Source organism: Undibacterium sp. CY21W, assembly GCF_014284265.1.
Classification (GTDB): Bacteria; Pseudomonadota; Gammaproteobacteria; order Burkholderiales; family Burkholderiaceae_D; genus Undibacterium; species Undibacterium aquatile.
The window spans coordinates 371,519-395,749 of the sequence record NZ_JACOGE010000004.1; the positions used below are offsets into that span (position 1 = coordinate 371,519).

Annotated in this window: 25 protein-coding genes; 7 read left to right on the forward strand and 18 right to left on the reverse strand. The window is 51.0% G+C overall.

Going from position 1 to position 24,231, the window contains the following annotated elements:
- Positions 1-183: 183 nt before the first annotated feature.
- The 7 genes from H8K29_RS12055 (at position 184) to H8K29_RS17980 (ending at position 6,081) form a co-directional block, all read left to right on the forward strand.
- Entirely contained in the window at positions 184-1,299 is a 1,116-nt protein-coding gene (locus H8K29_RS12055) for a serine aminopeptidase domain-containing protein (protein WP_186897778.1), read from the forward strand.
- A 263-nt stretch (positions 1,300-1,562) separates the two neighbouring features.
- Entirely contained in the window at positions 1,563-3,056 is a 1,494-nt protein-coding gene (locus tag H8K29_RS12060; RefSeq protein WP_186897779.1) for a hypothetical protein, read from the forward strand.
- Positions 3,057-3,126: 70 nt separating this feature from the next.
- Complete coding sequence (locus tag H8K29_RS12065; protein ID WP_186884536.1) at positions 3,127-3,522, forward strand: YcfL family protein; 396 nt, start codon at positions 3,127-3,129, stop codon at positions 3,520-3,522.
- A gap of 45 nt (positions 3,523-3,567) precedes the next feature.
- Positions 3,568-4,182, forward strand: a complete 615-nt coding sequence (gene lpoB / locus H8K29_RS12070; RefSeq protein ID WP_186897780.1) for a penicillin-binding protein activator LpoB — start codon at positions 3,568-3,570, stop codon at positions 4,180-4,182.
- A 53-nt stretch (positions 4,183-4,235) separates the two neighbouring features.
- A complete protein-coding gene (locus H8K29_RS12075; RefSeq protein WP_186897781.1) occupies positions 4,236-5,057 on the forward strand; it encodes a penicillin-binding protein activator LpoB in 822 nt (273 codons plus the stop codon).
- Between the two features lie 311 nt (positions 5,058-5,368).
- The gene (locus tag H8K29_RS12080; protein WP_186897782.1) at positions 5,369-5,821 is read left to right on the forward strand and encodes a lysozyme inhibitor LprI family protein; all 453 of its coding nucleotides are present in this window, start codon (positions 5,369-5,371) and stop codon (positions 5,819-5,821) included.
- A gap of 131 nt (positions 5,822-5,952) precedes the next feature.
- On the forward strand, positions 5,953-6,081 hold the full coding sequence (locus H8K29_RS17980; protein WP_255422883.1) for a hypothetical protein: 129 nt from the start codon (positions 5,953-5,955) through the stop codon (positions 6,079-6,081).
- Positions 6,082-6,171: 90 nt separating this feature from the next.
- Here the strand turns inward: H8K29_RS17980 and H8K29_RS12085 are convergent, their stop codons facing one another.
- From H8K29_RS12085 to H8K29_RS12170, 18 genes are all read right to left on the reverse strand, one after another.
- Positions 6,172-6,585, reverse strand: coding sequence for a GNAT family N-acetyltransferase (locus H8K29_RS12085; RefSeq protein WP_186897783.1), 414 nt, complete (start codon positions 6,583-6,585; stop codon positions 6,172-6,174).
- Positions 6,586-6,601: 16 nt separating this feature from the next.
- Positions 6,602-7,429 carry a peptide chain release factor N(5)-glutamine methyltransferase gene (prmC, locus tag H8K29_RS12090; RefSeq protein ID WP_186897784.1) on the reverse strand — a complete coding sequence of 276 codons (828 nt, stop codon included), beginning with the start codon at positions 7,427-7,429 and terminating at the stop codon, positions 6,602-6,604.
- Positions 7,429-7,929, reverse strand: coding sequence for a disulfide bond formation protein B (locus H8K29_RS12095; RefSeq protein ID WP_186884542.1), 501 nt, complete (start codon positions 7,927-7,929; stop codon positions 7,429-7,431). Before H8K29_RS12095 ends, prmC begins: the two co-directional genes overlap by 1 nt.
- Positions 7,930-8,055: 126 nt before the next feature.
- Complete coding sequence (gene prfA / locus H8K29_RS12100; RefSeq protein WP_186897836.1) at positions 8,056-9,135, reverse strand: peptide chain release factor 1; 1,080 nt, start codon at positions 9,133-9,135, stop codon at positions 8,056-8,058.
- A 105-nt stretch (positions 9,136-9,240) separates the two neighbouring features.
- A complete protein-coding gene (gene hemA / locus H8K29_RS12105) occupies positions 9,241-10,527 on the reverse strand; it encodes a glutamyl-tRNA reductase (RefSeq protein WP_186897785.1) in 1,287 nt (428 codons plus the stop codon).
- Between the two features lie 79 nt (positions 10,528-10,606).
- A complete protein-coding gene (locus H8K29_RS12110; protein ID WP_186897786.1) occupies positions 10,607-13,015 on the reverse strand; it encodes a CHASE2 domain-containing protein in 2,409 nt (802 codons plus the stop codon).
- A gap of 10 nt (positions 13,016-13,025) precedes the next feature.
- Entirely contained in the window at positions 13,026-14,720 is a 1,695-nt protein-coding gene (locus H8K29_RS12115) for a FecR domain-containing protein (RefSeq protein ID WP_186897787.1), read from the reverse strand.
- Positions 14,721-14,790: 70 nt separating this feature from the next.
- Positions 14,791-15,483 carry a response regulator transcription factor gene (locus H8K29_RS12120; RefSeq protein ID WP_186884547.1) on the reverse strand — a complete coding sequence of 231 codons (693 nt, stop codon included), beginning with the start codon at positions 15,481-15,483 and terminating at the stop codon, positions 14,791-14,793.
- Positions 15,484-15,744: 261 nt separating this feature from the next.
- Positions 15,745-16,008 carry a cell division topological specificity factor MinE gene (gene minE, locus H8K29_RS12125; RefSeq protein ID WP_186884548.1) on the reverse strand — a complete coding sequence of 88 codons (264 nt, stop codon included), beginning with the start codon at positions 16,006-16,008 and terminating at the stop codon, positions 15,745-15,747.
- A gap of 2 nt (positions 16,009-16,010) precedes the next feature.
- Positions 16,011-16,826 (reverse strand): septum site-determining protein MinD, encoded by an 816-nt coding sequence (gene minD / locus H8K29_RS12130; RefSeq protein WP_186884549.1) that lies wholly within the window; start codon positions 16,824-16,826, stop codon positions 16,011-16,013.
- A gap of 43 nt (positions 16,827-16,869) precedes the next feature.
- Positions 16,870-17,616 carry a septum site-determining protein MinC gene (gene minC, locus H8K29_RS12135; protein ID WP_186897788.1) on the reverse strand — a complete coding sequence of 249 codons (747 nt, stop codon included), beginning with the start codon at positions 17,614-17,616 and terminating at the stop codon, positions 16,870-16,872.
- Between the two features lie 280 nt (positions 17,617-17,896).
- The gene (locus H8K29_RS12140) at positions 17,897-18,631 is read right to left on the reverse strand and encodes an ABC transporter ATP-binding protein (RefSeq protein WP_186897789.1); all 735 of its coding nucleotides are present in this window, start codon (positions 18,629-18,631) and stop codon (positions 17,897-17,899) included.
- On the reverse strand, positions 18,628-19,464 hold the full coding sequence (locus tag H8K29_RS12145) for an ABC transporter permease (RefSeq protein WP_186897790.1): 837 nt from the start codon (positions 19,462-19,464) through the stop codon (positions 18,628-18,630). Before H8K29_RS12145 ends, H8K29_RS12140 begins: the two co-directional genes overlap by 4 nt.
- Positions 19,465-19,469: 5 nt before the next feature.
- A complete protein-coding gene (locus H8K29_RS12150; RefSeq protein ID WP_186897791.1) occupies positions 19,470-20,453 on the reverse strand; it encodes an aliphatic sulfonate ABC transporter substrate-binding protein in 984 nt (327 codons plus the stop codon).
- A 26-nt stretch (positions 20,454-20,479) separates the two neighbouring features.
- Positions 20,480-21,871 carry an LLM class flavin-dependent oxidoreductase gene (locus tag H8K29_RS12155; protein ID WP_186897792.1) on the reverse strand — a complete coding sequence of 464 codons (1,392 nt, stop codon included), beginning with the start codon at positions 21,869-21,871 and terminating at the stop codon, positions 20,480-20,482.
- 8 nt (positions 21,872-21,879) lie between these two features.
- Complete coding sequence (locus H8K29_RS12160) at positions 21,880-22,707, reverse strand: MetQ/NlpA family ABC transporter substrate-binding protein (protein WP_186897793.1); 828 nt, start codon at positions 22,705-22,707, stop codon at positions 21,880-21,882.
- Between the two features lie 71 nt (positions 22,708-22,778).
- Complete coding sequence (locus H8K29_RS12165; RefSeq protein ID WP_186897837.1) at positions 22,779-23,441, reverse strand: methionine ABC transporter permease; 663 nt, start codon at positions 23,439-23,441, stop codon at positions 22,779-22,781.
- Entirely contained in the window at positions 23,434-24,231 is a 798-nt protein-coding gene (locus tag H8K29_RS12170) for a methionine ABC transporter ATP-binding protein (protein ID WP_186897794.1), read from the reverse strand. The genes H8K29_RS12165 and H8K29_RS12170 overlap by 8 nt, the downstream gene beginning before the upstream one ends.

Sequence of the window (24,231 nt, forward strand, 5' to 3'; positions counted from 1 at the left end):
TTAATAGTCGGCTGGGTGGCGTGACTTGGTTCCCGCAGCATCCCGGAAGGATGACCCGCAACGCCGCACAAATGCTGCTCAGGAAGTAAAAAAAGGGGGAGTATGTGGCGATTTACGCTTATTCTCTTAATGAAATGAAGGGTGTTTACATATACTGGGGGGAGTATTTTAAGGGTGATTTTCATGTTTTTCAGCCTTCCAAAACAGATCAGACATGCCGTTGTATGGCTGGCGGCGGGCTTGCTGATTTGGCTGATGTCGCTGTCGTTGGTGATACGCCCGGCGCTGGCGGCTCTCGCGCCTGCTGACAACAGCCGTGTTGTTCCTGCTGCTGCCATCGCCGCAATCACATCGGCAGTTTCAGCTTCGGCGGCAACTGCAAGCTTGAAATTGCAGCCATCAACGTTCACCTTTGCCGATGGCGGCGTTGCCCTGTTTTATCAATGGGATAAACAGCCGTGGCAGGCGGAAACTACGGCGTCTGCATCGACGATTTCCGTGGCAGCACCCGTGAATCTGATCTTCGTTGTCGCCGGCGCCGGTTGCGGCAGCATGGGGCGATACTTGCCGCAGTATTTCACCGGATTAGAAGGCGAATCAGGGGCGACCCGCATCAGCGTTTTGCAGAAGCGCCATATCAGCGATCAGGCCAGCGGCGATGAATGCAGCGAGGCATTTATCCGCGCCGATCATCTGAGTCAGTGGCGCGCCGATCAACTGGCGTTTATACAAACGCAGTTACGCCAATTCAAACAACAAGGCGTGCAGCCACGCCGCGTGATTTTGTTGGGCATTTCTGAAGGTGCAGAGCTGGTGCCGCTGCTGGCGCACGATCTGCCGCAAATCACGCATCTGGCCTTGCTGGCGAATGCGGGAAACAGCGCGATTCCCACGTACCGCGCACTCGCTGGTATCTATCCGCATATGCAGCAGGGCTGGAATGTTTTATCCCGCGCATTGGCAAGTTCCCCTGCCGACCCTGAGCAGTCACGTATTCATGGGCGCAGCTGGCGCTACTGGTCGGAAATCGCTGGTGTTGATCAGACGCGTAATCTGATCGCCGCTCGCTTGCCGGTGTTCGTTGGTATCGGTGAGGCGGACACCTTAATTCCGCCGGGCGCGGCAAACGCCTTGAGAAAAGCCTTCAGCGATGCCGGGCGCAGCAATCTGCAATTGCGTGTTTATCCCGGTGCCGATCACGGCTTGCGTGGTGAGCATAAAAATTATCTGCCAGATTTTATGTGGCAACTGGATCAGTGGTTGCTGGATGAAGAGAATCCGAAGCCCAGCTTCCGGTGATGGAGTTTGATTAAAAGCAAAGTTTATTTGCTGCAAAAATAATAATTTTGAAAAAGTGTTGTTTTGTATGTTTTGCTAACAATTTTAAGCATTACAAAAACAAACGCGCTCTTTATAATTTCCCGCTTCAATGCTGGTAATACCTTGGTAATACCTTATTTTGCAGGGCAGCATTTATCACTTTGTACGATGTGTACCTGATCGTTACAAAAATGATGTTGCTAGTCCGGCCGCCTTTTTCAACACTCAAATAAATAAGCTAAATGCGCCTCTCTTCCTTCTCGCTCACACCTCTGGTTGCTGCTCTGGTTCTCACTGGTTGCGTTACGACGCAAACCCACGACAGCAAAGTCTCTAACTCACTTGCAGTTGTTAAAACCGGGCAGATCGAGGATGCGATCCGTCAGGTTGAAGAGCAGACTAAAGGTGCTAATCAGAATGATTTGTTGCTGAATCTGGAAAAAGGCGAACTGATGCGTATCGGTAAGCGTTATCAGGACAGCTTGAATGCGCTGACGATTGCCGACACCAAGGTCAAAGAGTGGGAAGAAAACGCTAGAAGTAATCCGCAGAAATTGATGGGCCAGATCGGCGCCACGATCATGGGCGATGCCAGCCGCGATTACGAAGGACAGGATTACGAAAAAGTGATGCTGACCGTACGGATGGCGATGGATCGTATCAATCTGGGTGATCTCGATACTGCCCGCGTCGATATCAAACGTACGCATGAGCGTGAAGCAGTGATTGCTGAATTCCGTTCCAAAGAAACAGAGGCTGCCGAAAAGGAAGCGAAAGAAAAAGGTGTAACAAGCAGTAACAAGGAAATTAACGGTTATCCGGTTGAAACCCTGAATGACCCTGAAGTGCTGAAACTGAAGAACGGTTATCAGAATGCACTGAGTCATTACCTCGCAGGTTTTGTATACGAAGCCCTGAATGAACCAGGTCTGGCGGCACCAGGCTATCGCAAGGCGATAGAATTGCGTCCTGATTTACCAGTACTGGAAGATGGCTTGAAAGGCCTTGATCAACGCACCAGTTTCCGTCGCAAAAAAGGCGTGACGGATGTCTTGTTCGTGGTTGAAACCGGTAATGCACCAGCCCGTCAGTCGCAGAAATTTGCGTTGCCTTTGCCAACCTCACGCGGTCTGGTGACCGTGTCGCTGACTTTCCCTGTGATACAGCCAGATAAAGAAGCGACAGTCATCCGCTCGGTGAATATCGCGAATCAATCTTTGCCAACAGCATTGATCACTGACTTCAACGTGATGGCGCGTCGTGCATTGAAAGATGAAATGCCAGGTATTTATACACGTGCTGCGATCCGCGCGATTACTAAAGGCGTGGTGCAGGATCAGGTCAATAAAAACTTCGGCGCACTCGCTGGTCTGGCTGCTAATATTGCCGTGGTAGCGACTGAAGGCCCGGCAGATGATCGTATGTGGCGTAGTTTGCCAGAGCGCGTCTTTATTGCTCGTGCGTTTTTACCACCGGGCGAATATGATGTGAATTTTTCGGGTCGTCCTGGCGAAAGCACCAAGCTGAGTATTGATGGTCGTTACATGGTGGTGCCGGTGCGTTTGTATCCGAATAAAACTTATGTCGGTGATCTGGCAAAATTCGGTGCTGTGACGCCGGCAGCGCAGATCGCGGCAGAAACGCCAGCGGTAAAAACCGCACCGACGAAGCCAGCGAACAGAAAAGCAGCGCAGAAGCAGGTGAAACCAGCTGCTGCAACTGCAGGCGCTAACTAAGTAAAACTGGCAAGACGACAGAAACCAGTCGATTTAATTGATGTACAAAGTTATTAAGGAAAAATCATCCATGATGTCTAAAAAAATTGCCGTTTGTGCGGCTGTCATCGCAGCCTGCTTTGCTGCACCGGTCATGGCCGAAGATGTGCCAAATGCAGTTTCTCCTGGCATTGCTGCGAAATTAATGGTGCGTGGCACGCTCGAAGGTGTGCAGGTGACTGATCTGCGCGGTCAGCGTCGCAACGATGTGCTGGTCGTGCAGGCCGAAATGTATAACACCACAGCGAAAGATGTGCGCGTGTATTATCGTTTCCGCTGGACAGATGCGGCCGGTATGCAGGTTGGCGACGGTGAAGTCTGGAAACCATTGATGATACTGGGTAAGCAAAGCCAGCTCGTCAAAGGCACAGCCTATGGCCCGCAAGCGACAGATTTCAAAATCGAAATGAGTGCTGAGCCACGTTAATCACAGATTTGTTTTAAAAAAATTGTACAGAACTACGGAGTTATTATGAAACGCATTTCCTCTTTATCCACCACTTTGTGCCTGATGATTCTGGCCGTGACTTCTCTGTCTGCCTGCCAGACAAAATTATCGCAGCCGACAGTCAGCCTCGCGCGTCAGGTCAATTATGGCGACAACAAAGCGGTAGAAACAGTGACGAATGAATTCGGTTCGACTGATCTGCAAATGATTGCAGAAAAAATGGTAGGTTCCTTGCTCGAAGATCCGGCACTGGCAAATCGCCCGACACTGACATTGGCTGGCGTGCGCAATAAAACCAGCGAATACATCGACACTAAATCGATCATGAACAGTATTCAGACTGCGCTGGTGAAAAGTAAAAAAGTGAAATTCACACGTAGCGCTGATGAAATGCAGCAAGGCGTGGATGAGTTGCAACGTCAGAATCAAAGTGGCTTGTACAAATCCCAGGGTAAAGCAAAAGTGGGCAACATGACGGCAGCAAAATATTCACTCGAAGGTGAAATCGTTTCTATCGTCAAACAAAATTCCACGACCAAAGATGTGTTCTACAAGATGACATTGAAACTGTATGACATCGAAGATGGTTCCATCGAATGGCAGGATGAAAAAGAAATCCGTAAAACATCGAAAAAATAATCAGCCCTGATCAATCTTTAACCGGTTTTTAACCGGCTCCTGAAGGACGCAAGATGTTGAATATGAAAAAAATTCTGGCAGGCGTTTTCTGCTCCGCAGCGGCATGCAGCGCGCTGGCAGCAGAACCGAAAATTGCCGTGACCGATCTGACTTACGAAGAAAAAGTCAGCGAGTATTTCCGTGTCGTTTCTGCCAGCAGCAAAAGCAGTGTCAAAGGTAGCTACAGCGAACGCGAAACCGATCGCAGCTATTCACAACGCGGCAAAATTGATGCCAAGAGCGAAAGCAATTACTACGAAGCGGAAGGTTTTTATACCTATATCGATCGTGGCGAATTAAAAACCTACACGGCTGATTTAAAAGGCGCGATGATCAAAGGCGGTGGTGTGCATCTGATTCAGGCGCGTCCGTATGTTGGTAAACCGATGGAAAAAATTTACGACATCATCGGTCGTATCAAACAAGGCATGTATCCCGGCGCGGATTATGTGTTGTTCGGCACAGTCAGCAATATCCAGTTCCGTCAGGAAAGCAATCAACTTCAATACGGGAATTCGATGACAGCCAGCCTGTCACTCGATCTGGTCGCCGATTTCAGCCTGATCAATACCAAAACCTATGAAGTCAAAGCGGCTTTCAGCGCGAGTGGTTCCGGTGTCGATACCAAGATCATCAGCCGTGCCGGTGATCGCGTTGTCTTCAATCGCGGTAAGGTCATGCAGGAAACTTCACGCAGTCTGGCTGATGCAGCCTACGGCGAGCTGATGGTGCAGTTCGGCCTGCCTCGCGGTGCGAACCGTCCGGCCAACTCGAATGTCAATGGTCAGCCTGTGGTACCTGTACAAAATACAGAACCAGTGACGGTGTATCGTTAATCAGCCGTCGCTGTTTTAGTAACTGAAAAGCCAGCAGCAATGCTGGCTTTTTTATGTCAGTTCCATCCGCGAAACTGCGTAATATTTTGTGTGAAATTGCATTTCATGGGGAGTATAAGCAAAAAATGCCATCATCTCCTTATGAAATAAGGGCTTTAAAATATACTCCGGGGAGTATATTTGTGCCAAATTGCAGACTGGTGCCGTCACTGAGCACTTTGCCGGTCGCATAGCTGATCTGCGCGAGATATTTATTTATGCGCCGTGTTGTCGGAAATGTCTGCCTGAATTCTTTTTGAATAGGTGATTGAATGATGAAACATAAACCGTTTGCGCAGTTGTTCTTCGCCGCTATTTTTGCGCTTGCCGCGAATCCCGGGAATGCTGCGAATGCCGCTGGGGCAGATCGATATGTCCCTGTATGCGTTGATATGAAGGGCTATCAGGCAGAAGCTGAGTGCTTCAGTCATCAGCTTGATTTGAAAGAGGCTCAATTTAAAAAGTACTATCTGGCAGCGCAGAAGCAGGATATAAAAATATACGGCGGCAACGCAGAGGAATTGGCTGAATCACAGCAGCTATGGGAACAGTATCTGAGAAAGCATTGTGATTATCTGTATCGCCGTGAGCAAGGTACTGCCAGGATACGCGATTCTGCCGAGTGCCAGTTGCGGCTGTATGACGAGCGCATTGACGAAATATGGGTTTCGTATTTAAGGTATTTTGGTTCTGCTGAGCCGGTTCTTCCCGATCCCCGGAAATAATGTCTCTTCATGGCGCAGATGCTTTGCAGCGATTGTAGTCGCGCCATACATGAAATAGGCAACGTGCGTGGTAATGATGGCCTATACTGAATCCTCACTTGCATACGCGGGTGCTTATCCGGAGTCAGATTATGAGCAAAGTTACCAAGAGCAATAAAGAAACCAAGAAGCAGGCCTCATCCACTCCTAAAGAAAAAAAGGCAGCAAAGGAAGCGAAGAAAGTAGCGAATGCTGTTATTCCCTGGACACCGCGCGCATAACCGCGTTGACTTGAGCAAAAAAAACGATGCGTTGAACAGCATCGTTTTTTTTCGCCGGTCAATGTTAGCGATCAATATCCGCGATATATATCAGCGATAAATATCCGGCCGATGAATTTCCATAAAATTTTCTGGTGTTGCCGGTGAGCGGAAACCAAATTTTTCATACAGGCCACGGGCAGAACTGCTGACCAGTATGAAGCGGCGTATGTTTTGCAGATCAGGATGATCTTGTATCACTTCCAGCAGATGGCGGCTATGACCTTGGCCGCGGAAATCTGGCAAGACAAACACATCCATCAGATAGGCAAATGTGGCATGGTCTGTGACTACCCTGGCAAACGCGATTTGTTTGCCATCAATAAATCCGCCAAAGCACAGGGAATGCTCAATTGAACGTTGCACCGTTTCCAGTGGAATCCCTTGCGCCCACGGTGATGTCGTGGATAAAAAATCGTGTATCAGCGCAATGTTGAGCGCGGTTTTATCTGTCGTAATGTGCATAAAAATCCTTTTCCGATCAGCTGCGTTGTCCGCCTGTGACACGTTCTATGCCAGCGAGGTCGTGCCAGCTTTGTACTTGCGTGTAGCCCGCGCCGTTTAACAAAGCACGCACATCCCCGGCCTGATGATAACCATGTTCCATCAGCAGCCAGCCTTGTGGCGCAAGATGCGTATGCGCGCCGCTGACGATGTGCCGGTAAGCGCTGAGGCCGTCTGCGTGATCGGTGAGGGCATTAATGGGTTCAAAGCGCAGATCGCCCTGGCTCAGATGTGGGTCATCTTTGACGATGTAGGGCGGGTTGCTGACGATGGTCTGAAATACCTTGCCCGTAAGCGCACTGTACCAGTCGCTGTGCAGCAGTTGCAGGCGATCAGGCGGCAGTAAACGCGCGGCATTTTTGTTTGCTACCGTGAGTGCCTCAGTGCTGATATCGACCGCGCAGACATCCAGATCCTGGCGTTCGTGGGCAATCGCAATCGCAATCGCACCGGAACCGGTGCCGAGATCGAGTAGGCTGGAGTTTTGCGGTGCGAATTGTAAACCGAGTTCCACCAGCAATTCTGTGTCCGGCCGAGGAATCAATACCGCTGGCGATGTATAAAAAGGCAGACCGAAAAATTCACGTTCACCGGTCAGATACGCGATGGGCTCGCCAGCTAAACGACGTCGCTGCAATTCGGCAAACTGAGACATTTGCTGAGCGCTGAGCTGATAGTCCGAGCGGGTAATCAGCTGTATGCGGCTAAAGCCAGTCACATGCATGAGCAACATGCGTGTTTCCAGCTTGTCCAGCGGCGACAAGCGCTCATGATCGGCAATACTGAGCGGCTGTCCTGCTGTCATCAGTGACGTTTTCCGAACATGCCGGTTTTTTGTTTTTGAAAAAACAGTACGATCAGTGTGAGACTGAAAATAACAAACCAGATCATGGCCCAGGTCGGAATCGCCAGACCGAAGATCGGTGGATATGGTGTTTCACACAAACCGTCTGCGCGGAACAGGATAGGAAACCATTCCGACAAGAAGATTTTATTGAGCCCGGTTTCCAGCGGATCGATACCGCAGGAAAGCGTAGGATTCGACAAGACATACAGATGTTTGCCTGCGATGCCGATGCCGCCGAATGCTGATAAACCTGCGAGACCTATGCCGTAACGGCGCGCATCGGCAGGAAGAAACGCAGCGATCAGGCTGAACAGCGCGATGGCAAGGAATGCGTAACGCTGGAAGACGCATAAGGGACAAGGCAGCATCAGCTCAACGATTTGCAGATAGAGGGCAACCGCTATCAGTAGCAGGCAGGTGGCAGAGATGCCGAGTAAGACGAATTTAGAGGAACGCATGTAGGTCATTCGTAAAATGAAAGCGGATGCCAGCTTACACGCTATTTAAAGCCTCATGTTTATAAGAAACTAAATAGTATGGAATGCTGGTGTTGCTGGCGCTGTTGGTACCTTGACTTGGATAGATTAATCGTCTCCAAGTTCCGCCAGAAGTTCAGCCTGGTGTTCGGCGATCAGGGCATTGCTCAGTTCGGTCAGATCACCATCCATAATGAAATCGAGTTTATACAAGGTCAGATTGATGCGGTGATCGGTCATGCGGCCTTGCGGATAATTGTAAGTGCGTATGCGCTCACTGCGGTCACCGGAACCGATCAGGCTCTTACGGGTTGCTGCCTCTTTCGCCTGTTTTTCTCTTAACTGACCATCCATGATCCTGGTGGCCAGCACCCGCATCGCCTGCGCCTTATTCTGATGTTGGCTGCGGCCATCCTGACATTCGACCACGATACCGGTAGGAATATGCGTCAGGCGCACCGCAGAATCGGTTTTATTAATGTGCTGCCCGCCGGCACCGCTGGCGCGGAAGGTATCGATGCGCAGATCGGCATTGTTGATGATTACGTCGGCGAGCTCATCGGCTTCCGGCATCACGGCGACCGTGCAGGCGGAAGTATGGATGCGGCCTTGCGTTTCTGTCGCCGGAACGCGTTGCACACGATGACCGCCGGATTCAAATTTCAGCTTGGAATACGCACCCAGACCGGCGATACGCACGATCACTTCTTTGTAGCCGCCAAGCTCGGAAGCTGACTCCGACATCATCTCTACTTGCCAGCGGTTACGTTCAGCGAAACGGGTGTACATGCGCAATAAATCACCGGCAAACAAGGCAGCTTCGTCACCGCCGGTGCCGGCGCGGATTTCCAACAGGATGTTACGTTCATCGTTGGGGTCTTTCGGCAGCAGCATTTTTTGCAGATCGGCTTCCAGCGTCTGCATTTTCTCTTTTGCGGCTTCTATCTCATCTTGCGCAAAGGCTTTCATGTCGGGATCGTTGAGCATTTCCTGCGCTTCGTCCAGATCGGCTTGTGCCTGCTGATAGTTTTTGTAGAGAGCGACGAGGGGATCTAATTCTGCATGCTCGCGATTGAGTTTGCGGTAATTGTCCATGTCGTTGGTGGCGCCTTCCTGCATCAGCAGGTGACCAACTTCGTCGAGACGTTCAGCCAGCTGATCCAGCTTGGAGAGCATTGATGGTTTCATACGGGAAGAGTAGTAGGTGAATCCGGAGGGAACTGCTTCAGGCTTGAAAACAGTCACAGAGAAGTTGACGCAGAGATTCTGCATCAGAAAGAAATGCAGAATCCGCTAACGCTTGGTGCGGAATAATTGTGGCAACAAGCTCGCCAGACGAGCCCGTTCATCGCCACTGGCCTGATGCAATGCCTGTTGCGGGCCATGCAGGAATTTGGCTGTAATACCTTTGGAAAGCGCTTCCAGCACAGCGTCGATGTCATCACCGCGCGCCAGCATTTTGCGTGCACGTTCGAGTTCCATCAGGCGGAGCTGTTCGCTGCTTTCATGCAAGTCCTGAATCACGGGCACCACCGCACGGCCATCGATCCAGTGCATAAAAGACTGCACCCGCGTTTCGATAATCGCTTCTGCCTGCGCAACGGCTGCCTGACGGCTTTCTATTCCGGTCTGCACCACGCTGCCGAGATCATCCACAGTGTATAAAAACACGTCATCGAGTTTGCCGACTTCCGGTTCAATATCGCGTGGCACGGCCAGATCAACCATGAATACAGGACGATGTTTGCGCGCTTTGACAACACGCTCGACCAGCCCTAATCCTATGATTGGTAACGAAGATGCAGTGCAGGAGACGATGATGTCGAACTGTGCCAGTTGTTGCGGTAAGTCTGCAAGGCGAATCGCTTTACCATTGAAACGATGGGCAAGAGCTTCACCACGTTCTAAGGTGCGGTTGGCGATGGTCAGCGATTTCGGATTTTGCGCTGCGAAATGCGTGGCACAAAGTTCTATCATTTCACCAGCGCCGATAAACAGCACATGTTGATCGGCAATTTTGTCAAAAATACGCTGCGATAAACGGACCGCCGCTGCAGCCATAGAGACGCTATGCGCACCGATTTCTGTGGTGCTGCGAACTTCTTTGGCGACCGCAAAAGTGCGTTGAAACATCTGATGCAGATAGGTGCCAAGACCACCGGCAGCTTCTGCCTGACGTACCGCATCTTTCATTTGCCCCAGAATCTGCGGCTCGCCCAGCACCATGGAGTCCAGGCCGGAAGCAACGCGGAACGCATGACGGACAGCATTGTCTTGTGGCAGCGTGTAGAGATGCGGGCGTAAATCCGCGTAAGGCAACTGATGAAAATCTGCCAGAAAATGTGCAGTAGCGTCGACCGGATTTGCTGCTGCACAAGCCGCATACAACTCAGTGCGGTTGCAGGTCGATAAGATCGCCGCTTCATTGCCATACGAATGCGTGGTGTTTGCTGCGTTGTTGCCAAACCAAGCACGTGCAGCCACCACCGCCTGACCTATCTGTTCAGGCGAGAAGGCGACTTTTTCGCGCAGCGAGAGCGGCGCAGTCGTGTGGTTGAGTCCAACAGCAGTCAGTTGCATGCGATGTGGGGCGTAAGATCAGACCATCATTATAACGCGTTGGCGGCATTAATTTCCGTCCGGATGGGCTTGATGTAGCTCAAATGGTGCTTGATGGCAATCTGATATTGAAAGTGGTGCCTTCGTTCGGTGCGCTGCTAAAATCGATCTGTGCATGATGGCGATCGAGAACCGCTTTCACAAACACCATGCCCAGTCCTATTCCATCATTTTTGGGTTGATCGGTGCTGTTGAAGCGTTGAAAGCGTTGAAATAGCTTGCTTTGTTCCGCGCGCGGTATGCCGTAACCCTGATCGCTGATGCTGCAGACGATATTTGCCCCAGCCAGCTGTTGTTCATAGGCCAGTGTGCAGCTAATGATGGTGTCGCGCGGGCTGTATTTGACGGCGTTCGACAGCAGATTCGTCAGAACCCGCGTGAACAGTGAGCGATCGGCGCGAATCGGATATTCTCCATCCGGTATCGTGCACTTGATGCGTATGTTTTTACTCTTGGCCAGCGACCACATTTCTTCCGTCGCATCCAGCAGCACCGTCTGTAAATCAAGCTCTTCAAAACGGTAATCCTGCGATTCGGCGCGAGCCAGCTGGACGAAATTATCGGCCAGCCCCAGTGTGATGCGTGAGGCTTTTTCAATCCGGGAAATAAATTCCGCTTGCGGCAATGCAGTTGCTACATCCTGCTGCATTTCCAGCAAAGCAAGTATTGATGCTTGCGGCGCGCGCATGTCGTGCGAGATGAAATGCAGGGTTTCATCGCGGCTGCGCTCGGCGGCGCGGATGGCGGTGATATTGATAATACTGACTATCCAGCCTACCAGTTGCTGGCTGGCGCTGTAACAAGGGGCGCTTTTGATCAGTAAATCCTGACCTTGCGGATCCCTGACTTCGACGCCTTGCTTCATGCGTGCCGTATGTTTGAGATCCAGCAGATTCCACCAACTGAAACTACCCGTCTGATTTTCGTCAGACTCCATTGGCGCAGACATTCGGGCGAATAAATACGGCAGCAGGGAATCGTTCACTTTGGGTAATCCCTGACTGGCAAAATAACTGAGTGCCGGCGGATTAGAGAGTAAAACATTGCCATCGGTGGTGGTCACCAGTGTCGCATCTGGCAAGCTGGCCAGACTGTCGCTGACGAATTGGCGTAAGTCACGAACTCTGTCGGCAGCGACGCGCACGGCATTGATACTTTGTTCCAGCGTATCTGTCAGAACCGGCGCGCTTTTTTCTTCTTCGTCATCAATAAATTCTGGCAGCAGATGAGGCTCTTTTTCCAGAAGCGTAAATTCTTCGCCCAGATACTTAATCGCTGCTTCCAGCCTGCGCCAGCTCCACACCGGGTAGGCAATGATTAAGGCCAGCAATGAAGTTGACGGTGATATCCATTTTCCTGCATAGCGCATGGCAAGGAAACTGCCTGCAGCAGCACCGAAGATAAACAGAATAGTCAGTAGCAAGGCTTTTCTTGGTGACAGCAACTGATAAGAGATCAGTGCCACCAGCAGCAACAACAGGTTGTATAAAGCCACCTGCCAGGCTGGAGCAAAATCAATGGTACGTTCATCCAGCAGGCTGGCCAGAATATTGGCGTTAATTTCAATTCCAGAGATGGTGCCATCATTACCGGACACTGGCGTCGGAAATGAGTCGGCCATGCCCAATGCCGTTGGACCAATCAGAACATACTTATTTTTTAAGAACTCTGCGGGAACTTCGCCGCGTAGCACTGATACATACGGCACGGATTTAAAGTGTCCGCTGCTGCCGTAAAACGGAATATGCATCTGGTAATCACGTTGCCACAGGTCGGCCTGATTATTTTCTTTGCGCAACCGCACGGGCAGTCTTTCTCCTGGCAGATATTTTTCGGTACCGTAAGCAGTATTTTGCGCAACATCTTTCAACGCTAGTGCAAAGTGAGGCCACCATTCACCTCTTGATCCTTCACGCAGAAAGACACTGCGTGCCACACCATCTTTGTCGAGTTCGATATGGATGTGGCTGATCTGCCGTGCCGCATTTGCCAGCAGGGGAATGGGGCGCGCAGCTACCAAACCTTTTCCGCTATTTTGTGAGACCAAGGGTAAAACGACCTTGTTGCTCTGAGCGATAGCATCCGCCAGCAGTTGGTCGCCGTTGATCTGATTGCTGGCCTGTGCTGATTCTGCTTCCGTCAACAGAATATCCATACCAATAGCTGCCGGGGTTGCCGCATTGATGTGCTTTAACAGTTCCGCATGCCGTTGCCGTGGCCAGGGCCATTTCCCCAGCTCACTCAGGCTGTAATCATCAATCGCCACAATCAGAATGTCGTCACGCGCTTCGCGGCTGTTGAGCTGCATGTAGCGATCATAGACAACCATATCCAGCCGTTCCAGGCTTTTAAAGTTAACCATAGCAACAGTCAGAATACAAAGCAGCAGACTTAGTATCAGCCACTCGCGAAACGCGATGCGCTCCACCTGTATATATCTGGTTGCCATACCTTAGCCGTTAAAATCCACTGCGAATGGCGCCGCTGCCACTATTGATTGCCTCGCCATCACTTGTCGTCCAGCGCGACTGGATGGTGATCTTCTGTGTGGCGGAGAAGGCACCAACGTAGCCATCGGCATCCGTCGCACGGACACGGATATAGTATTCACCGGCCGTCGGGCGTGGAATTTTCAGCTCAGCCTGATCTGATTCCTGTGATAAATACAGTCGTTTAAATTCTGCATCAAGTGCGATTTGAATCAGGAATTTTTGCCCCGGTTCTGCTGTCCAGTTGAAAGAAATTTGCTTGCTCTGAGAATCGCTGAAAGAGGCTGCTGCTTGTGGCGGCAATTTTTGGAAGCTCTGTATATCGCCGTACGGCCCCTGATCAAATTGGCCATTTTTTTGTATGACAGTCGCAATGCGCCAGAAATATTCTCCTTGTGGCAATGCGCTGGAGAATTGCACATCCTTGATGTCTGCCTGATCCAGAATAATGTTTTTGAACGCTGCGTCTTTCGCGACTTGCAAATGGTAAGCGTAGGCGTGCGCCGCTTCTGTCCATGTGAAGTCAACACTGGCCGCCCGCACTTTATTTTTGGGTTGTATCGAGAATGGTGGCTCTGGTCTTGCTTTCAGAGTGAAAGCTGTAGTGAGTGGCAAGCCCTCCAGCCCCAGTGCATCAATTGCCGTCAGGCGGACAAAATACTGGCCGTCTTCCAGTCCATCAAATTTGAAGCGATTTTCTTTGAAACGGTTCTCTGCGAGGACATCCAAGGCCTGTGCATCTCTGGCAATCTGCACCCGATACGCGGCGGTCACCGCGGATTTCTGCGCGATGAACTGCACGGTGGGGCGCGTTTGAATTGCATAACCAGCTTCTAATACCGGCGGCGGCAGCAAATCAACGGCTTTTCCGACACCATTTGCGCCGACGATGTTTCCTTTGCCCGCTGGCAGTATCAGTTCGTTCGTCTTTTTGTTACCCGTTCCGACCGCAACACCACCTTCCAGAACTTCATTCGCCGTACCGTCAGGATTGATGCCAACGCGGAAATGCGTACCGCGCACACCCGCAACCGCCAGAGGCGAGCGTACTTCAAAACGTCCTTTGTTACTTGAAAGACTGGTAACGCGGGATTCGACTTTTCCTTCAGATAAAGAAATCTCAGTTCTGGGACTGGCGACGTACTTTGTTTTGCGTAATTTACTCAAGCTGACCTGGCTATTCGACGGAATGGACACGCGCGATTCGTCTGGAAATGCCAGCGTTAAAAATCCGTTTTTTCCGGTGGTGATGCTGGTTCCTTCTTTCACCACAGTCCCGATGGACAAGGCTGTTTCTGCACCATCGACTGTTTTAAACGTCGGGTTGCCTGCCAATGCAACAACACGGGCTTCACTTGCTTCTTCCGGTAACAGATCCGCCGGGATCAGGATCGCTGTGCCGATGGGGATGGCCCTGTCATTGGCAATATGATTGCGTTTGCTGAGCACTTCCCAGTTTTGGGATTTATTAGTAAATCGTTTTGCGATGCCAGTTAAGGTGTCGCCTTGTAAAGCGTAATAGGTCATGTCCGGCGGTGTGGCCACGATGCTGCCTGGTTCGCCGGTGAATTTTGCCGCCAGCAACAGCGGGGAGTAGGTAAGAAAAACCGCAAGCAGAGTGCAGACTGATAATTGCCGACGGAGTGTAGGTGAGCCTGAACTCATGCGCATATCCTATGTATCAAAATTCTGTGCATTAAATGCAAACCGGGTCAGACTATGCTGACCCGGAAATTTATTCTGCTGTAACCTGTTCTAGTCTGTAGCCATAACTATAAACAGGTGCCAGCCTGTAGCCGTTTTCAGGCCTCAATTCCAGTTTGCTGCGCACCCTGGAGATATGAGTGTCCATGGTTCTGGACGGAATATCGACATCGCGCGACCAGACCGCTTCCAGTATGTATGCGCGGGATAAGGGGCGACCGAGATTGCGGAATAACAGCAGCGCGAGATCGAACTCTTTTTGCGTCATTTCTACCGGCTGATCGTTAACGCTGACACGACCAGCGCGCGTCTCAAACTTGTAGATGCCGAATTGCAGATGTTCTGATGCCGTCTGTGTCGGATATGCCCGGCGCAACAGCGCCTGCACCCTGGCCACCAGTTCACTGCGGCGGATAGGTTTGATCATGTAGTCATCCGCACCAGCAGCGAGGCCAGCGACGATGTCGTCTTCACCGGAGCGGCTGGTCATAAACAAAACCGGCAGCGTTGGTGAGAGCTTTTCCCGCACCCAGTGCAGAATTTCAGTGCCATTCAGATCGGGAACCTGCCAGTCCAGTATCAGCATGTCGTAGCTTTCGCGACGCAGCTGATGCAGCATTTCTTTGCCGCTTAAAAAAGGATGACATGTATGACCAGCCGCATTCAAAATAGTGCAGACCAGCTCCAGCAGATTATTGTCGTCGTCAAGTACAGCGATTCTCATGGATAGTTATCGTTAATGTCTGGCAATTGAACAGGGTCTTATCATTATATCGAAAGCAAGTAAGAAAAATGAAATTTGTTAAAAAATGTAACCCGTAAAAATAACATTTGCAACGAAATTTATTTATTTATTACCGCATCGATCATTCTTCTTTAAGCATTACCTCGTTAAGTGATGTGAAACACCGATCTGATTCATTCAAGGCGAACGCATTGCAGACTTGTCCGCCTCAGTTGCTCATCCAGTTGCTGACTCAACTGTTTAATTACGTAGTTCTAATTCAGGCAAAACAACATTCACGTCCAGAACTTCAAGATTCCCTTGCTTATCAAGAGAGACGGTAATGTCCTCCGGACTGACTTTGGTGTATTTTGAAATGACAGCGATCAGCTCCTCGCGCAACGCGGGTAAAAAATCGTAACCTTCACGACCTGTGCGTTCACGGGCGATGATGATCTGTAAGCGTTCTTTTGCCACATTGGCAGTTTTTGGTTTGCTATTAAATAAAAAAGAAAGCAAGGCCATGTTTATTTACCTCCGAAAATACGCTGCAGTAAGCCTGGCTTTTCGTAAGTGATGAAGCGCAACGGAACTTCCTGACCGAGGAAGCGGGTGACCACATCTTCATAAGCATCAGAGACATCGCTGCCTTTCATGTGTATAGCAGGGTTACCCTGATTCGATGCATGTAATACAGCCTCTGATTCCGGGATCACACCAATCAGAGGGATACGCAAAATTTCCTGTACATCGGTATACGACAGCATTTCACCGGCTTCAACACGTTTTGGTGAATAGCGTGTGATCAGTAAATGTTCTTTGACTGGCTCGCCGCCTGCTTGTGCGCGTTTAGACTTCGCCTGAATGATGCCGAGAATACGGTCAGAATCACGTACTGAGGACACTTCAGGGTTGGTAACAACGATTGCTTCGTCAGCAAATGTCAGCGCCATGACGGCACCGCGTTCGATACCCGCCGGTGAGTCGCAGACGATGAATTCAAAGTCCATTTTTGCCAGATCATTCAGCACGCGCTCAACACCTTCTTCTGTCAGTGCATCTTTATCCCGGGTCTGTGAGGCGGGCAGTATGAACAGGTTATCGCAATGCTTGTCCTTGATTAATGCCTGATTCAGGGTTGCTTCACCGCTGATGACATTCACCAGATCATAGACCACACGGCGTTCGCAACCCATGATCAGATCCAGATTGCGCAGACCGACGTCAAAATCCAGTACGGCTGTTTTATGCCCGCGCATTGCCAGACCTGAGGCAAAACTTGCGCTGGAGGTGGTTTTTCCTACGCCGCCCTTGCCGGATGTTACAACAATGATTCTTGCCACAAAAAACTCCTTTTTCTATTCGAAATAACTGAAATATAGGGCGTTATCCGACCGTTTTTACCGATGATACTTCAATACTGTCACCAATCAGCCTTACTTGTGCGGGATGTTGTGCCTGCAAATCCGGGAAACCATTTTCAAATGTCCGGTAGATGCCGGCAATCGACACCAGTTCCGGTTCCATTTGCAGTGCAAAAATTCGTGCTTCTGTATTGCCGGTAGCGCCAGCTAATGCGCGTCCGCGCAGCGTAGAGTAAATATGGATGCTGCCGTCGGCGATAACTTCCGCGCCGTTATTGACTGAGGCTGTAATAATCAGGTCTGCGCCGCGGGCATAAATACGCTGACCAGCGCGGACCGGTGTATCGATCACCATTGCCGGATTATTGCGGATAATCACTTGTGGTTCAGCTTTTGCTGCCGGTGCTGGTACTTCGGCTTGCGCTGCGATCACTTCTGGTTCGTGGCGTGGTTTGCTTACCACATCAATACTTAAACCATGTGAGCGGATGGCTGCGTAATCTTCTTCGCGCGCATTGCGAACCGCAACCGGATGCAGGCCATGCGCTTTGAACAGCGCGATCAGCGCGTCCCAGTCAACGGTTTCTGCTGCGATGCTTTCAACGTCAATCACGGCGAATTCATCGTCAAAAAAATCCGGTGAACCAGCAGTCATTTCCTTTAAGGCAGCTTCCAGCGCAGGAGTGGACGCTTCATGCAGCAATACAGCGACAGCGACAACGGTGGAAATTTTTATTTCTATGGGCTTACGCGTCAGACTGTTTTGCATGGCATTCATCAGAAAAGGAAAGGCAGTCGCCAGCGTATCATTATTTTGTGGCCAGGAAATCATCCGCAGGATATTGAAACGCGTTTCGGCAGGTAAGCTTGATACCTGCTAAAAGGACCCATCCTACCAATTGACAGAAAAGATTGCAAAAATAAGCAAGGTTTTCTTGCGCCAAGCGGCAAATCCACGACGCTTATCTGTAAAATTTTCCATATGGAAAATTTATGTAACAGACGTAAGCGGATATAACCGGAAATCATCTCTATTGATGAAACGAGGTCTAGAACGCATGCGCAGCATGCAAATTGTCCAGGATTTCTGCTTTTAACGGTGAGAGCGTCGCTTGTGCACGATTTCTTGGTTGTTGAAGCCCGGGACGGAAGATGGATCTGACATTGCCTGCATCGCGATCCAGCAGAATAATACGGTCGCTCAGATATAGTGCCTCATCAATATCGTGTGTGACCATGATTATCGTCAGTCCATGCTCTTGCGCCACGCTGAGCAGCAAATCCTGTAATTTCATGCGGGTGAACGCATCCACCGCAGAAAATGGTTCATCCAGCAGCAGTAACTTCGGGCGAGAGTACAATCCCCGGGCGATTGCTACGCGTTGTGCCTGTCCGCCGGATAACTGTTTGGGCAGCGCATTTTCATATCCGGACAAGCCGACTTCTGACAGCAGATGTGACACCGATGAGCGTTCTGTGGCTGATTGCGCCGGGTCGAAGGCAATATTGGCGGCGACGCTCAGCCACGGAAACAAGCGGGGCTCCTGAAATATAAAGCCGATGTCCTGGCTGACACCATATAGTCGCTTACCTTCGAGTTGTATTTGTCCACGGTAATCACGATCAAGCCCGGCAATGATGGAGAGCAGGGTGCTTTTGCCGCAACCGCTGGCACCGATCAGGCTGACGATCTCGCCGCGTTGTATATCGATGTGCAGGGAGCGCAATACCTGGCGGCTGCCGTAGTGTTTGTCGTCGATACTGACATGCAGGAAATCGCTCATGCGGATGTTCCTTCTGCCTGATAAGTATCGCGCCACGCAAGCAGGTGCTGCTCCAGTTGCTGCATACCCCAGTCACTGATTTTGCCCAGCAAGGCGAGTAAGGCGATGGCGGCCAGAACAATGTCGGCACGGCTGGTTTCGCGCCCATCGGTCAGCAGATAGCCCAGCCCCTGGCTTGCGGCAATCAATTCAGCAGCGACCATAAACATCCACGCCAGACTCAGTCCGTTACGCAAACCAGTCAGAATCGCCGGCAAGGCAGCCGGTAGCAAGATGCGGCGCGTCATCGCATAGGGTGTCAGACGATATAGTTTACCCACTTCCGTGAGTCGCCGGTCAACGCCGCGAATGCCGGACACAACGCCCATATACACCGGAAAAAAAGCGCCGATCGCGATCAATACCAATTTCGGTGCTTCATCAATACCCAGCCACAACAGCAATAAAGGAACCCATGCCAACGAGGGAATCGCACGCAATGCCTGAAAGCTGGGATCGAGCAATGCGTCCAGACGTCCGCTGAGCGCAACCATAGAACCGGTGGTGATTGCCAGCATCGCACCGATGATAAATCCCGCTGCAACCCGTGCGCTGCTGATACCGATGTGGCTGAGCAGATCATGCTGCCAGAGATAAAAGATCGTACTGAAAATATCAGATGGTGCTGGCAGCAGATTAGACGGAATCAGTGCAAAGCGGACACTGATTTCCGCCAGCAGTAAAACAGTCAGCGGCAAGAGCAGACCCCACAATGCCCGTGGTAACACCGAGCTCTTTTTTTGCGCTGCCGGATTTGTGCTGGCAGCAGTCATCGCAATGGCAGACGTGTTCATGATATTCAACTGCGGCTAATCAGTGGTTGGGAAAAACGCGTATCGATCAGTGCATGAATCACGGCTTTCAGATCGGTGCCTGGTTTGACCAGCCCTTCCTCCAGCAGAATAGGCGCGGCAGTTTGCAAAGCCTGGATATGTTCATTCGTAGGCAAAGGCTGGCTGAAGTCGCTGCGTAATTTGATTTGTAATAAAGCAACTGGCAACGTGACTTTGGCTTCTTCTGACAATATCTTTGCGGCCTCCGATGGATTATTGATAATCCACAGGCGTGCTTTTTCATAGGCGCGGATGACACGCGCGACCTCGGTCGGGCGACTGCTCAGAAATTCTTCGCGCACATTCAAAAAGCCATAGGTGTTGAATGCCACATTACGGTAGATCAATCTGGAATGTGACTCCAGTTCGCTGGCGGCCATGTGTGGATCTAGTCCTGCCCATGCATCCACTTTACCTTGCTCCAGTGCAGCACGGCCATCGGCGTGTTGCAGGCTGACGTGTTCTATGTCGCTACGTTTTAATCCTGCCGTTTTCAGCGCACGCAACAAAAACAGATAAGGATCTGTGCCCTTGGTAGCCGCTACTTTTTTCCCTCTCAGGTCGGCGAGATTGCGGATGGGAGAGTCTTTCCGCACCAGCAGCGCCGTCCATTCGGGGCGTGAAAAAATATATGGCGTCCTGATCGGGTTGCCGTTGGCTTTGGCGAGCAAGGCCGCCAGCCCGGCGCTCGAACCGATATCAATACTGTTGGCGTTCAGATATTCGAGTGCACGATTGCTGCCTGCACTCAGCACCCACTTGATACTGGTACCGTCGGCTTTGAATTCATCTTCCAGCCAGCCGAAACGGCGTAATACCAGACTGGTGGGGGAGTAATACGCGTAGTCCAGCCGCAATTCTTTGAGCGGTGTCGCAGCGTGAGCCAATGTGGGTAATAAAGCCGCGGTTGCAGAAGCGGAAGCAAGTTCGAGGAAATGGCGACGTTTCATGAGACGCTTTCAAAAAAAAGAAATAATCAGGCTGCAGCTGTAGCTGCGACCGGGGGCGTGATGCTGACCCGGCGTCCGGCATGATTTGTAGGTAAATAAGGGCCTTTGCCGAACAGCTGATGTCGCAAGCTGCCGCTGGCATACCTGGTCTTGTAGCGTTTGCGGCGCTGTAATTCGGGAACGATCAGATTCACGACATCGCGCATCGTTTCGTGGGCGATGGCAAACGCAAGGTTAAAACCGTCGATACCTGTTTCATCGACCCAGGCTTCTAACTGGGTAGCGATTTGTTGCGGGTCACCGATGAAGACCGGCCCGCGACCACCGAGCGCAATGAATTCTGCCGCTTCCCTAACCGTCCATTTTTTTGAGGGATCTGCTGCACTGAACGAGGCCAGCGCCGATCTGCCTGCATCTGACTCGATGTAGTCTATCGTGGCATCGAGTGGGAATTGTGAAAAGTCGACACCGGTCCAGCCAGATAACAAGGTCAGCGATGCTTCTATATCGAGGTACTGCCGATAATCCAGATATTTGGCTTGCGCTTCTTTTTCGGTTTCGGCGGTGATGATCAGTGCTTGCGCATAAATCAGAATGTCGGACGGCTGGCGGCCAGCGGCAACGACCGCCTGCCGAATATCATCGACATAGCGTTTGACGACTTGTTTGCTGGGGCCGCTGACAAACGTGCATTCAGCATGTCTGGCGGCAAATGCAGTACCGCGCTTGGAAGTGCCAGCCTGAAACAAGAGTGGCGTTCTTTGTGGTGACGGTTCAGATAAGTGAATACCCGGTACTTTGAAATACCGGCCTTCGTGCGCAATCGCATGCACATGTGCCGGGTCGGCATAAATACCGCGCAATTTGTCGCGCTGAAGCGCTTGCTCATCCCAGCTTTTTTCCCACAATTTATAGACGACCTCCAGATATTCATCTGCCAGGTCATAGCGTTCGTCGTGACCGAGTTGCTGCTGCAGACCCAGATTGCGGGCGGCGCTGTCGAGATAGCCAGTGACGATATTCCAACCTATGCGTCCTTCGGTCAGATGATCGAGTGTCGATAAGCGACGCGCAAACGGATAGGGATGTTCACTGGTTAATGCACATGTCACGCCAAAGCCCAGATGTTTGGTTACGCTCGCCATGATGGGCACCAAGGTCAGCGGGTCGTTTAAAGGAATTTGTATCGCATGTTTCAGTGCCGCATCCACCTTGCCCTCAAAGACGTCATACACACCCAGCACATCGGCCAGGAATACGGCGTCAAATAAACCGTATTCCAGTAAGCGTGCGAGCTCGGTCCAGTGCCGGGCGCTGGTGTATTGATGGCTTTGATCGCTGGGATGTCGCCACAGCCCCGGCGACTGATGGCCGACGGTATTCATCTGAAACGCATTGAAGCGGATGACTTTGCTCATGGCCTGATTTATTTTCCGCTGTTTTCCAGCGCTTGCTGATAATCCGGTTTGGAGAACCCGGCGAAATGTTTATTCGTGATATCCAGAAACTCGCGTGAACGATAAGCGGCTTCCAGATCTTTCACCCAGGCTTTGCCTTTATCTGCAGTGCGGATCGCGACCAGGTTTTGATAATTGGCAGAGATTTTTTCACGCGCCAACGCTTCGCTCAGTTTCAAGCCAGACGCCAGCGCGAAATTGCCATTCACAAACGAGTAATCTGTGTCTTGCAACGAGCGTGGTAACTGCGCTGCTTCCAGCGGAATCAGTTTGATTTTTTTGATGTTGTCGGCAATATCTTTTTCCGAGGCACGGATAGGATCGAAATTTGCCCGCAGTTTGATCCATCCTAACTGGTCGAGCAGCACCAGTGCTCTGGCCTGATTGGTCGGATCATTTGGTAAGGCGACGGTCGTGCCTTCTTTAACTTGGTTCAGTGAAGTATGTTTTTTGCTGTAGATCGCAATCGGTGCCGTGGGGACTTTAATCAGCTCGCTTAATGGCAATTTGTTTTCAGTCGAAAACTTGGTCAGATAGATGATGTGTTGAAACGCATTCGCATCGAGTGAGCCTTCGGCGAGGGCAAAATTCGGTTGTATATAGTCGTTAAATTCGACGACTTTAACTTTGTATCCCTGCTTTTCCAGTACAGGCTTAATGCCTAATTTCACCTGATCGGCATACGGGCCTGCGCTTGTACCGATGACTAATTCTTTCGGGTCTTTCGCCAATGCCGGAACGGAAACGGCGAGCGCTAAGCTCGTCAACAGGGTAGTCAAAAATTTACGACGCAGCATAGAAATTCCTTCAGAAAGTTGAGTATGAAAGTGAATGCAGTAAAGGTAACGGTAGCGGTGACGGTAACGAATCAGCGATGATCAATTTTTCTGGCGATACGGCTGCCGGTGAACTGAATCAACTGCACCAGAACAATCAGAATGGCAACAGTAAAAAACATGACATCGGTCTGAAAGCGGTAGTAGCCGTAACGGATCGCAAGATCACCGATGCCACCGCCGCCGACCACACCAGCAATGGCGGAATAACTCAGAAAGCTGATGGCCAATACCGTCAGGGCGAGCACCAGACCGGAACGGGCTTCGACCAGCAAGACCCGCCAGACGATTTGAAATTCGGTTGCGCCCATCGCATGGGCAGCTTCGATGACGCCGCGTGGCACTTCTTTGCAGTTTTGTTCAACCAGCCTTGCGAAATAAGGAATCGCGGCAAACGACAGCGGCACTGTTGCTGCCAACGGGCCGATGGAGGTGCCGACGAGCCAGCGTGTGAATGGCACCAGTGCGACCAGCAAAATGATGAAAGGAAATGAGCGTACAGTATTGACCAGCCAGCCGAGCGCCAGTGCGAGGGGGCGGTGCTGTAGCGATTGCCCTTCGCCAACCAGAAACAACAGAATACCGAGTGGCCCGCCGATGATGACGGCGGCTGACAAGCCTATACCCAACATGGTCAGCGTTTGCAGCAGAGCCGTTCCGAGTTCAGGTAACAGTGAGATCAGATTTTCAAACATGGGCAAGATCTTTCCACTGTCCGGCGCTGCTTTCTTCGCGGCTGTAATACGCCAGTTCACGCCCTAATGCGGTTTGGCGTGGGATGTCGGTATCGGCCAGCGCAAAGCTTTCGGCGACTTCCCCATCGACGATCACCGCGACATGATTGCAAATACTGCTGAGGACGGATAATTCATGACTGACGATCACAATCGTGACTCCTAAACGTTGATTAATATCGCGCAAAGTGTCCAGCACTTCGCGTGTTGTTTCTGCATCGAGAGATGAGGTCGGTTCATCGCACAACAGCACTTGCGGTCTGCTCGCCAGCGCGCGTGCGATTGCAACGCGTTGCTTCTGCCCGCCGGATAACTGCGCCGGGTAGCTGTTGGCTTTATTCGTCAGGCCGACGATATTCAGACATTCCTCTACACGTTCACGGATCTCGTGTTTGCTCAGATGGGTGTGTATCTTCAGCGGGAACGCGACGTTGTCGAACACGCTGGCATTTTGTAAAAGATTGAACTGCTGAAAAATCATGCCTATGTTCTGGCGTGCTTCACGCAATTGTTTTTTGTTGAGTCGCGTCAGTTCGTTACCGGCGACAGTGATGCTGCCGGTGTCTGGCCGCTCCAGTAAATTGAACAGACGCAGCAGCGTTGATTTTCCTGCGCCGCTTTTTCCTATCAGACCAAAAATATCGCCTTTTGCAATGTCCAGACTGACGTTGTTGACCGCCTGAAAAATGTCGCCGTGCGGCAGCACAAAGGATTTGCTGGCAGACTGTATTCGTATGATGTTGTCGCTCAT

Bases quoted from the DNA above. Each gene is read 5' to 3' on its own strand.
- H8K29_RS12055 (WP_186897778.1), top strand. From the start codon at position 184: ATGTTTTTCAGCCTTCCAAAACAGATCAGACATGCCGTTGTATGGCTG.
- H8K29_RS12060 (WP_186897779.1), top strand. From the start codon at position 1,563: ATGCGCCTCTCTTCCTTCTCGCTCACACCTCTGGTTGCTGCTCTGGTT.
- H8K29_RS12065 (WP_186884536.1), top strand. From the start codon at position 3,127: ATGATGTCTAAAAAAATTGCCGTTTGTGCGGCTGTCATCGCAGCCTGC.
- lpoB (WP_186897780.1), top strand. From the start codon at position 3,568: ATGAAACGCATTTCCTCTTTATCCACCACTTTGTGCCTGATGATTCTG.
- H8K29_RS12075 (WP_186897781.1), top strand. From the start codon at position 4,236: ATGTTGAATATGAAAAAAATTCTGGCAGGCGTTTTCTGCTCCGCAGCG.
- H8K29_RS12080 (WP_186897782.1), top strand. From the start codon at position 5,369: ATGATGAAACATAAACCGTTTGCGCAGTTGTTCTTCGCCGCTATTTTT.
- H8K29_RS17980 (WP_255422883.1), top strand. From the start codon at position 5,953: ATGAGCAAAGTTACCAAGAGCAATAAAGAAACCAAGAAGCAGGCCTCA.
- H8K29_RS12085 (WP_186897783.1), bottom strand. From the start codon at position 6,585: ATGCACATTACGACAGATAAAACCGCGCTCAACATTGCGCTGATACAC.
- prmC (WP_186897784.1), bottom strand. From the start codon at position 7,429: ATGACAGCAGGACAGCCGCTCAGTATTGCCGATCATGAGCGCTTGTCG.
- H8K29_RS12095 (WP_186884542.1), bottom strand. From the start codon at position 7,929: ATGCGTTCCTCTAAATTCGTCTTACTCGGCATCTCTGCCACCTGCCTG.
- prfA (WP_186897836.1), bottom strand. From the start codon at position 9,135: ATGAAACCATCAATGCTCTCCAAGCTGGATCAGCTGGCTGAACGTCTC.
- hemA (WP_186897785.1), bottom strand. From the start codon at position 10,527: ATGCAACTGACTGCTGTTGGACTCAACCACACGACTGCGCCGCTCTCG.
- H8K29_RS12110 (WP_186897786.1), bottom strand. From the start codon at position 13,015: ATGGCAACCAGATATATACAGGTGGAGCGCATCGCGTTTCGCGAGTGG.
- H8K29_RS12115 (WP_186897787.1), bottom strand. From the start codon at position 14,720: ATGAGTTCAGGCTCACCTACACTCCGTCGGCAATTATCAGTCTGCACT.
- H8K29_RS12120 (WP_186884547.1), bottom strand. From the start codon at position 15,483: ATGAGAATCGCTGTACTTGACGACGACAATAATCTGCTGGAGCTGGTC.
- minE (WP_186884548.1), bottom strand. From the start codon at position 16,008: ATGGCCTTGCTTTCTTTTTTATTTAATAGCAAACCAAAAACTGCCAAT.
- minC (WP_186897788.1), bottom strand. From the start codon at position 17,616: ATGCAAAACAGTCTGACGCGTAAGCCCATAGAAATAAAAATTTCCACC.
- H8K29_RS12140 (WP_186897789.1), bottom strand. From the start codon at position 18,631: ATGAGCGATTTCCTGCATGTCAGTATCGACGACAAACACTACGGCAGC.
- H8K29_RS12145 (WP_186897790.1), bottom strand. From the start codon at position 19,464: ATGAACACGTCTGCCATTGCGATGACTGCTGCCAGCACAAATCCGGCA.
- H8K29_RS12150 (WP_186897791.1), bottom strand. From the start codon at position 20,453: ATGAAACGTCGCCATTTCCTCGAACTTGCTTCCGCTTCTGCAACCGCG.
- H8K29_RS12155 (WP_186897792.1), bottom strand. From the start codon at position 21,871: ATGAGCAAAGTCATCCGCTTCAATGCGTTTCAGATGAATACCGTCGGC.
- H8K29_RS12160 (WP_186897793.1), bottom strand. From the start codon at position 22,707: ATGCTGCGTCGTAAATTTTTGACTACCCTGTTGACGAGCTTAGCGCTC.
- H8K29_RS12165 (WP_186897837.1), bottom strand. From the start codon at position 23,441: ATGTTTGAAAATCTGATCTCACTGTTACCTGAACTCGGAACGGCTCTG.
- H8K29_RS12170 (WP_186897794.1), bottom strand. From the start codon at position 24,231: ATGAGCGACAACATCATACGAATACAGTCTGCCAGCAAATCCTTTGTG.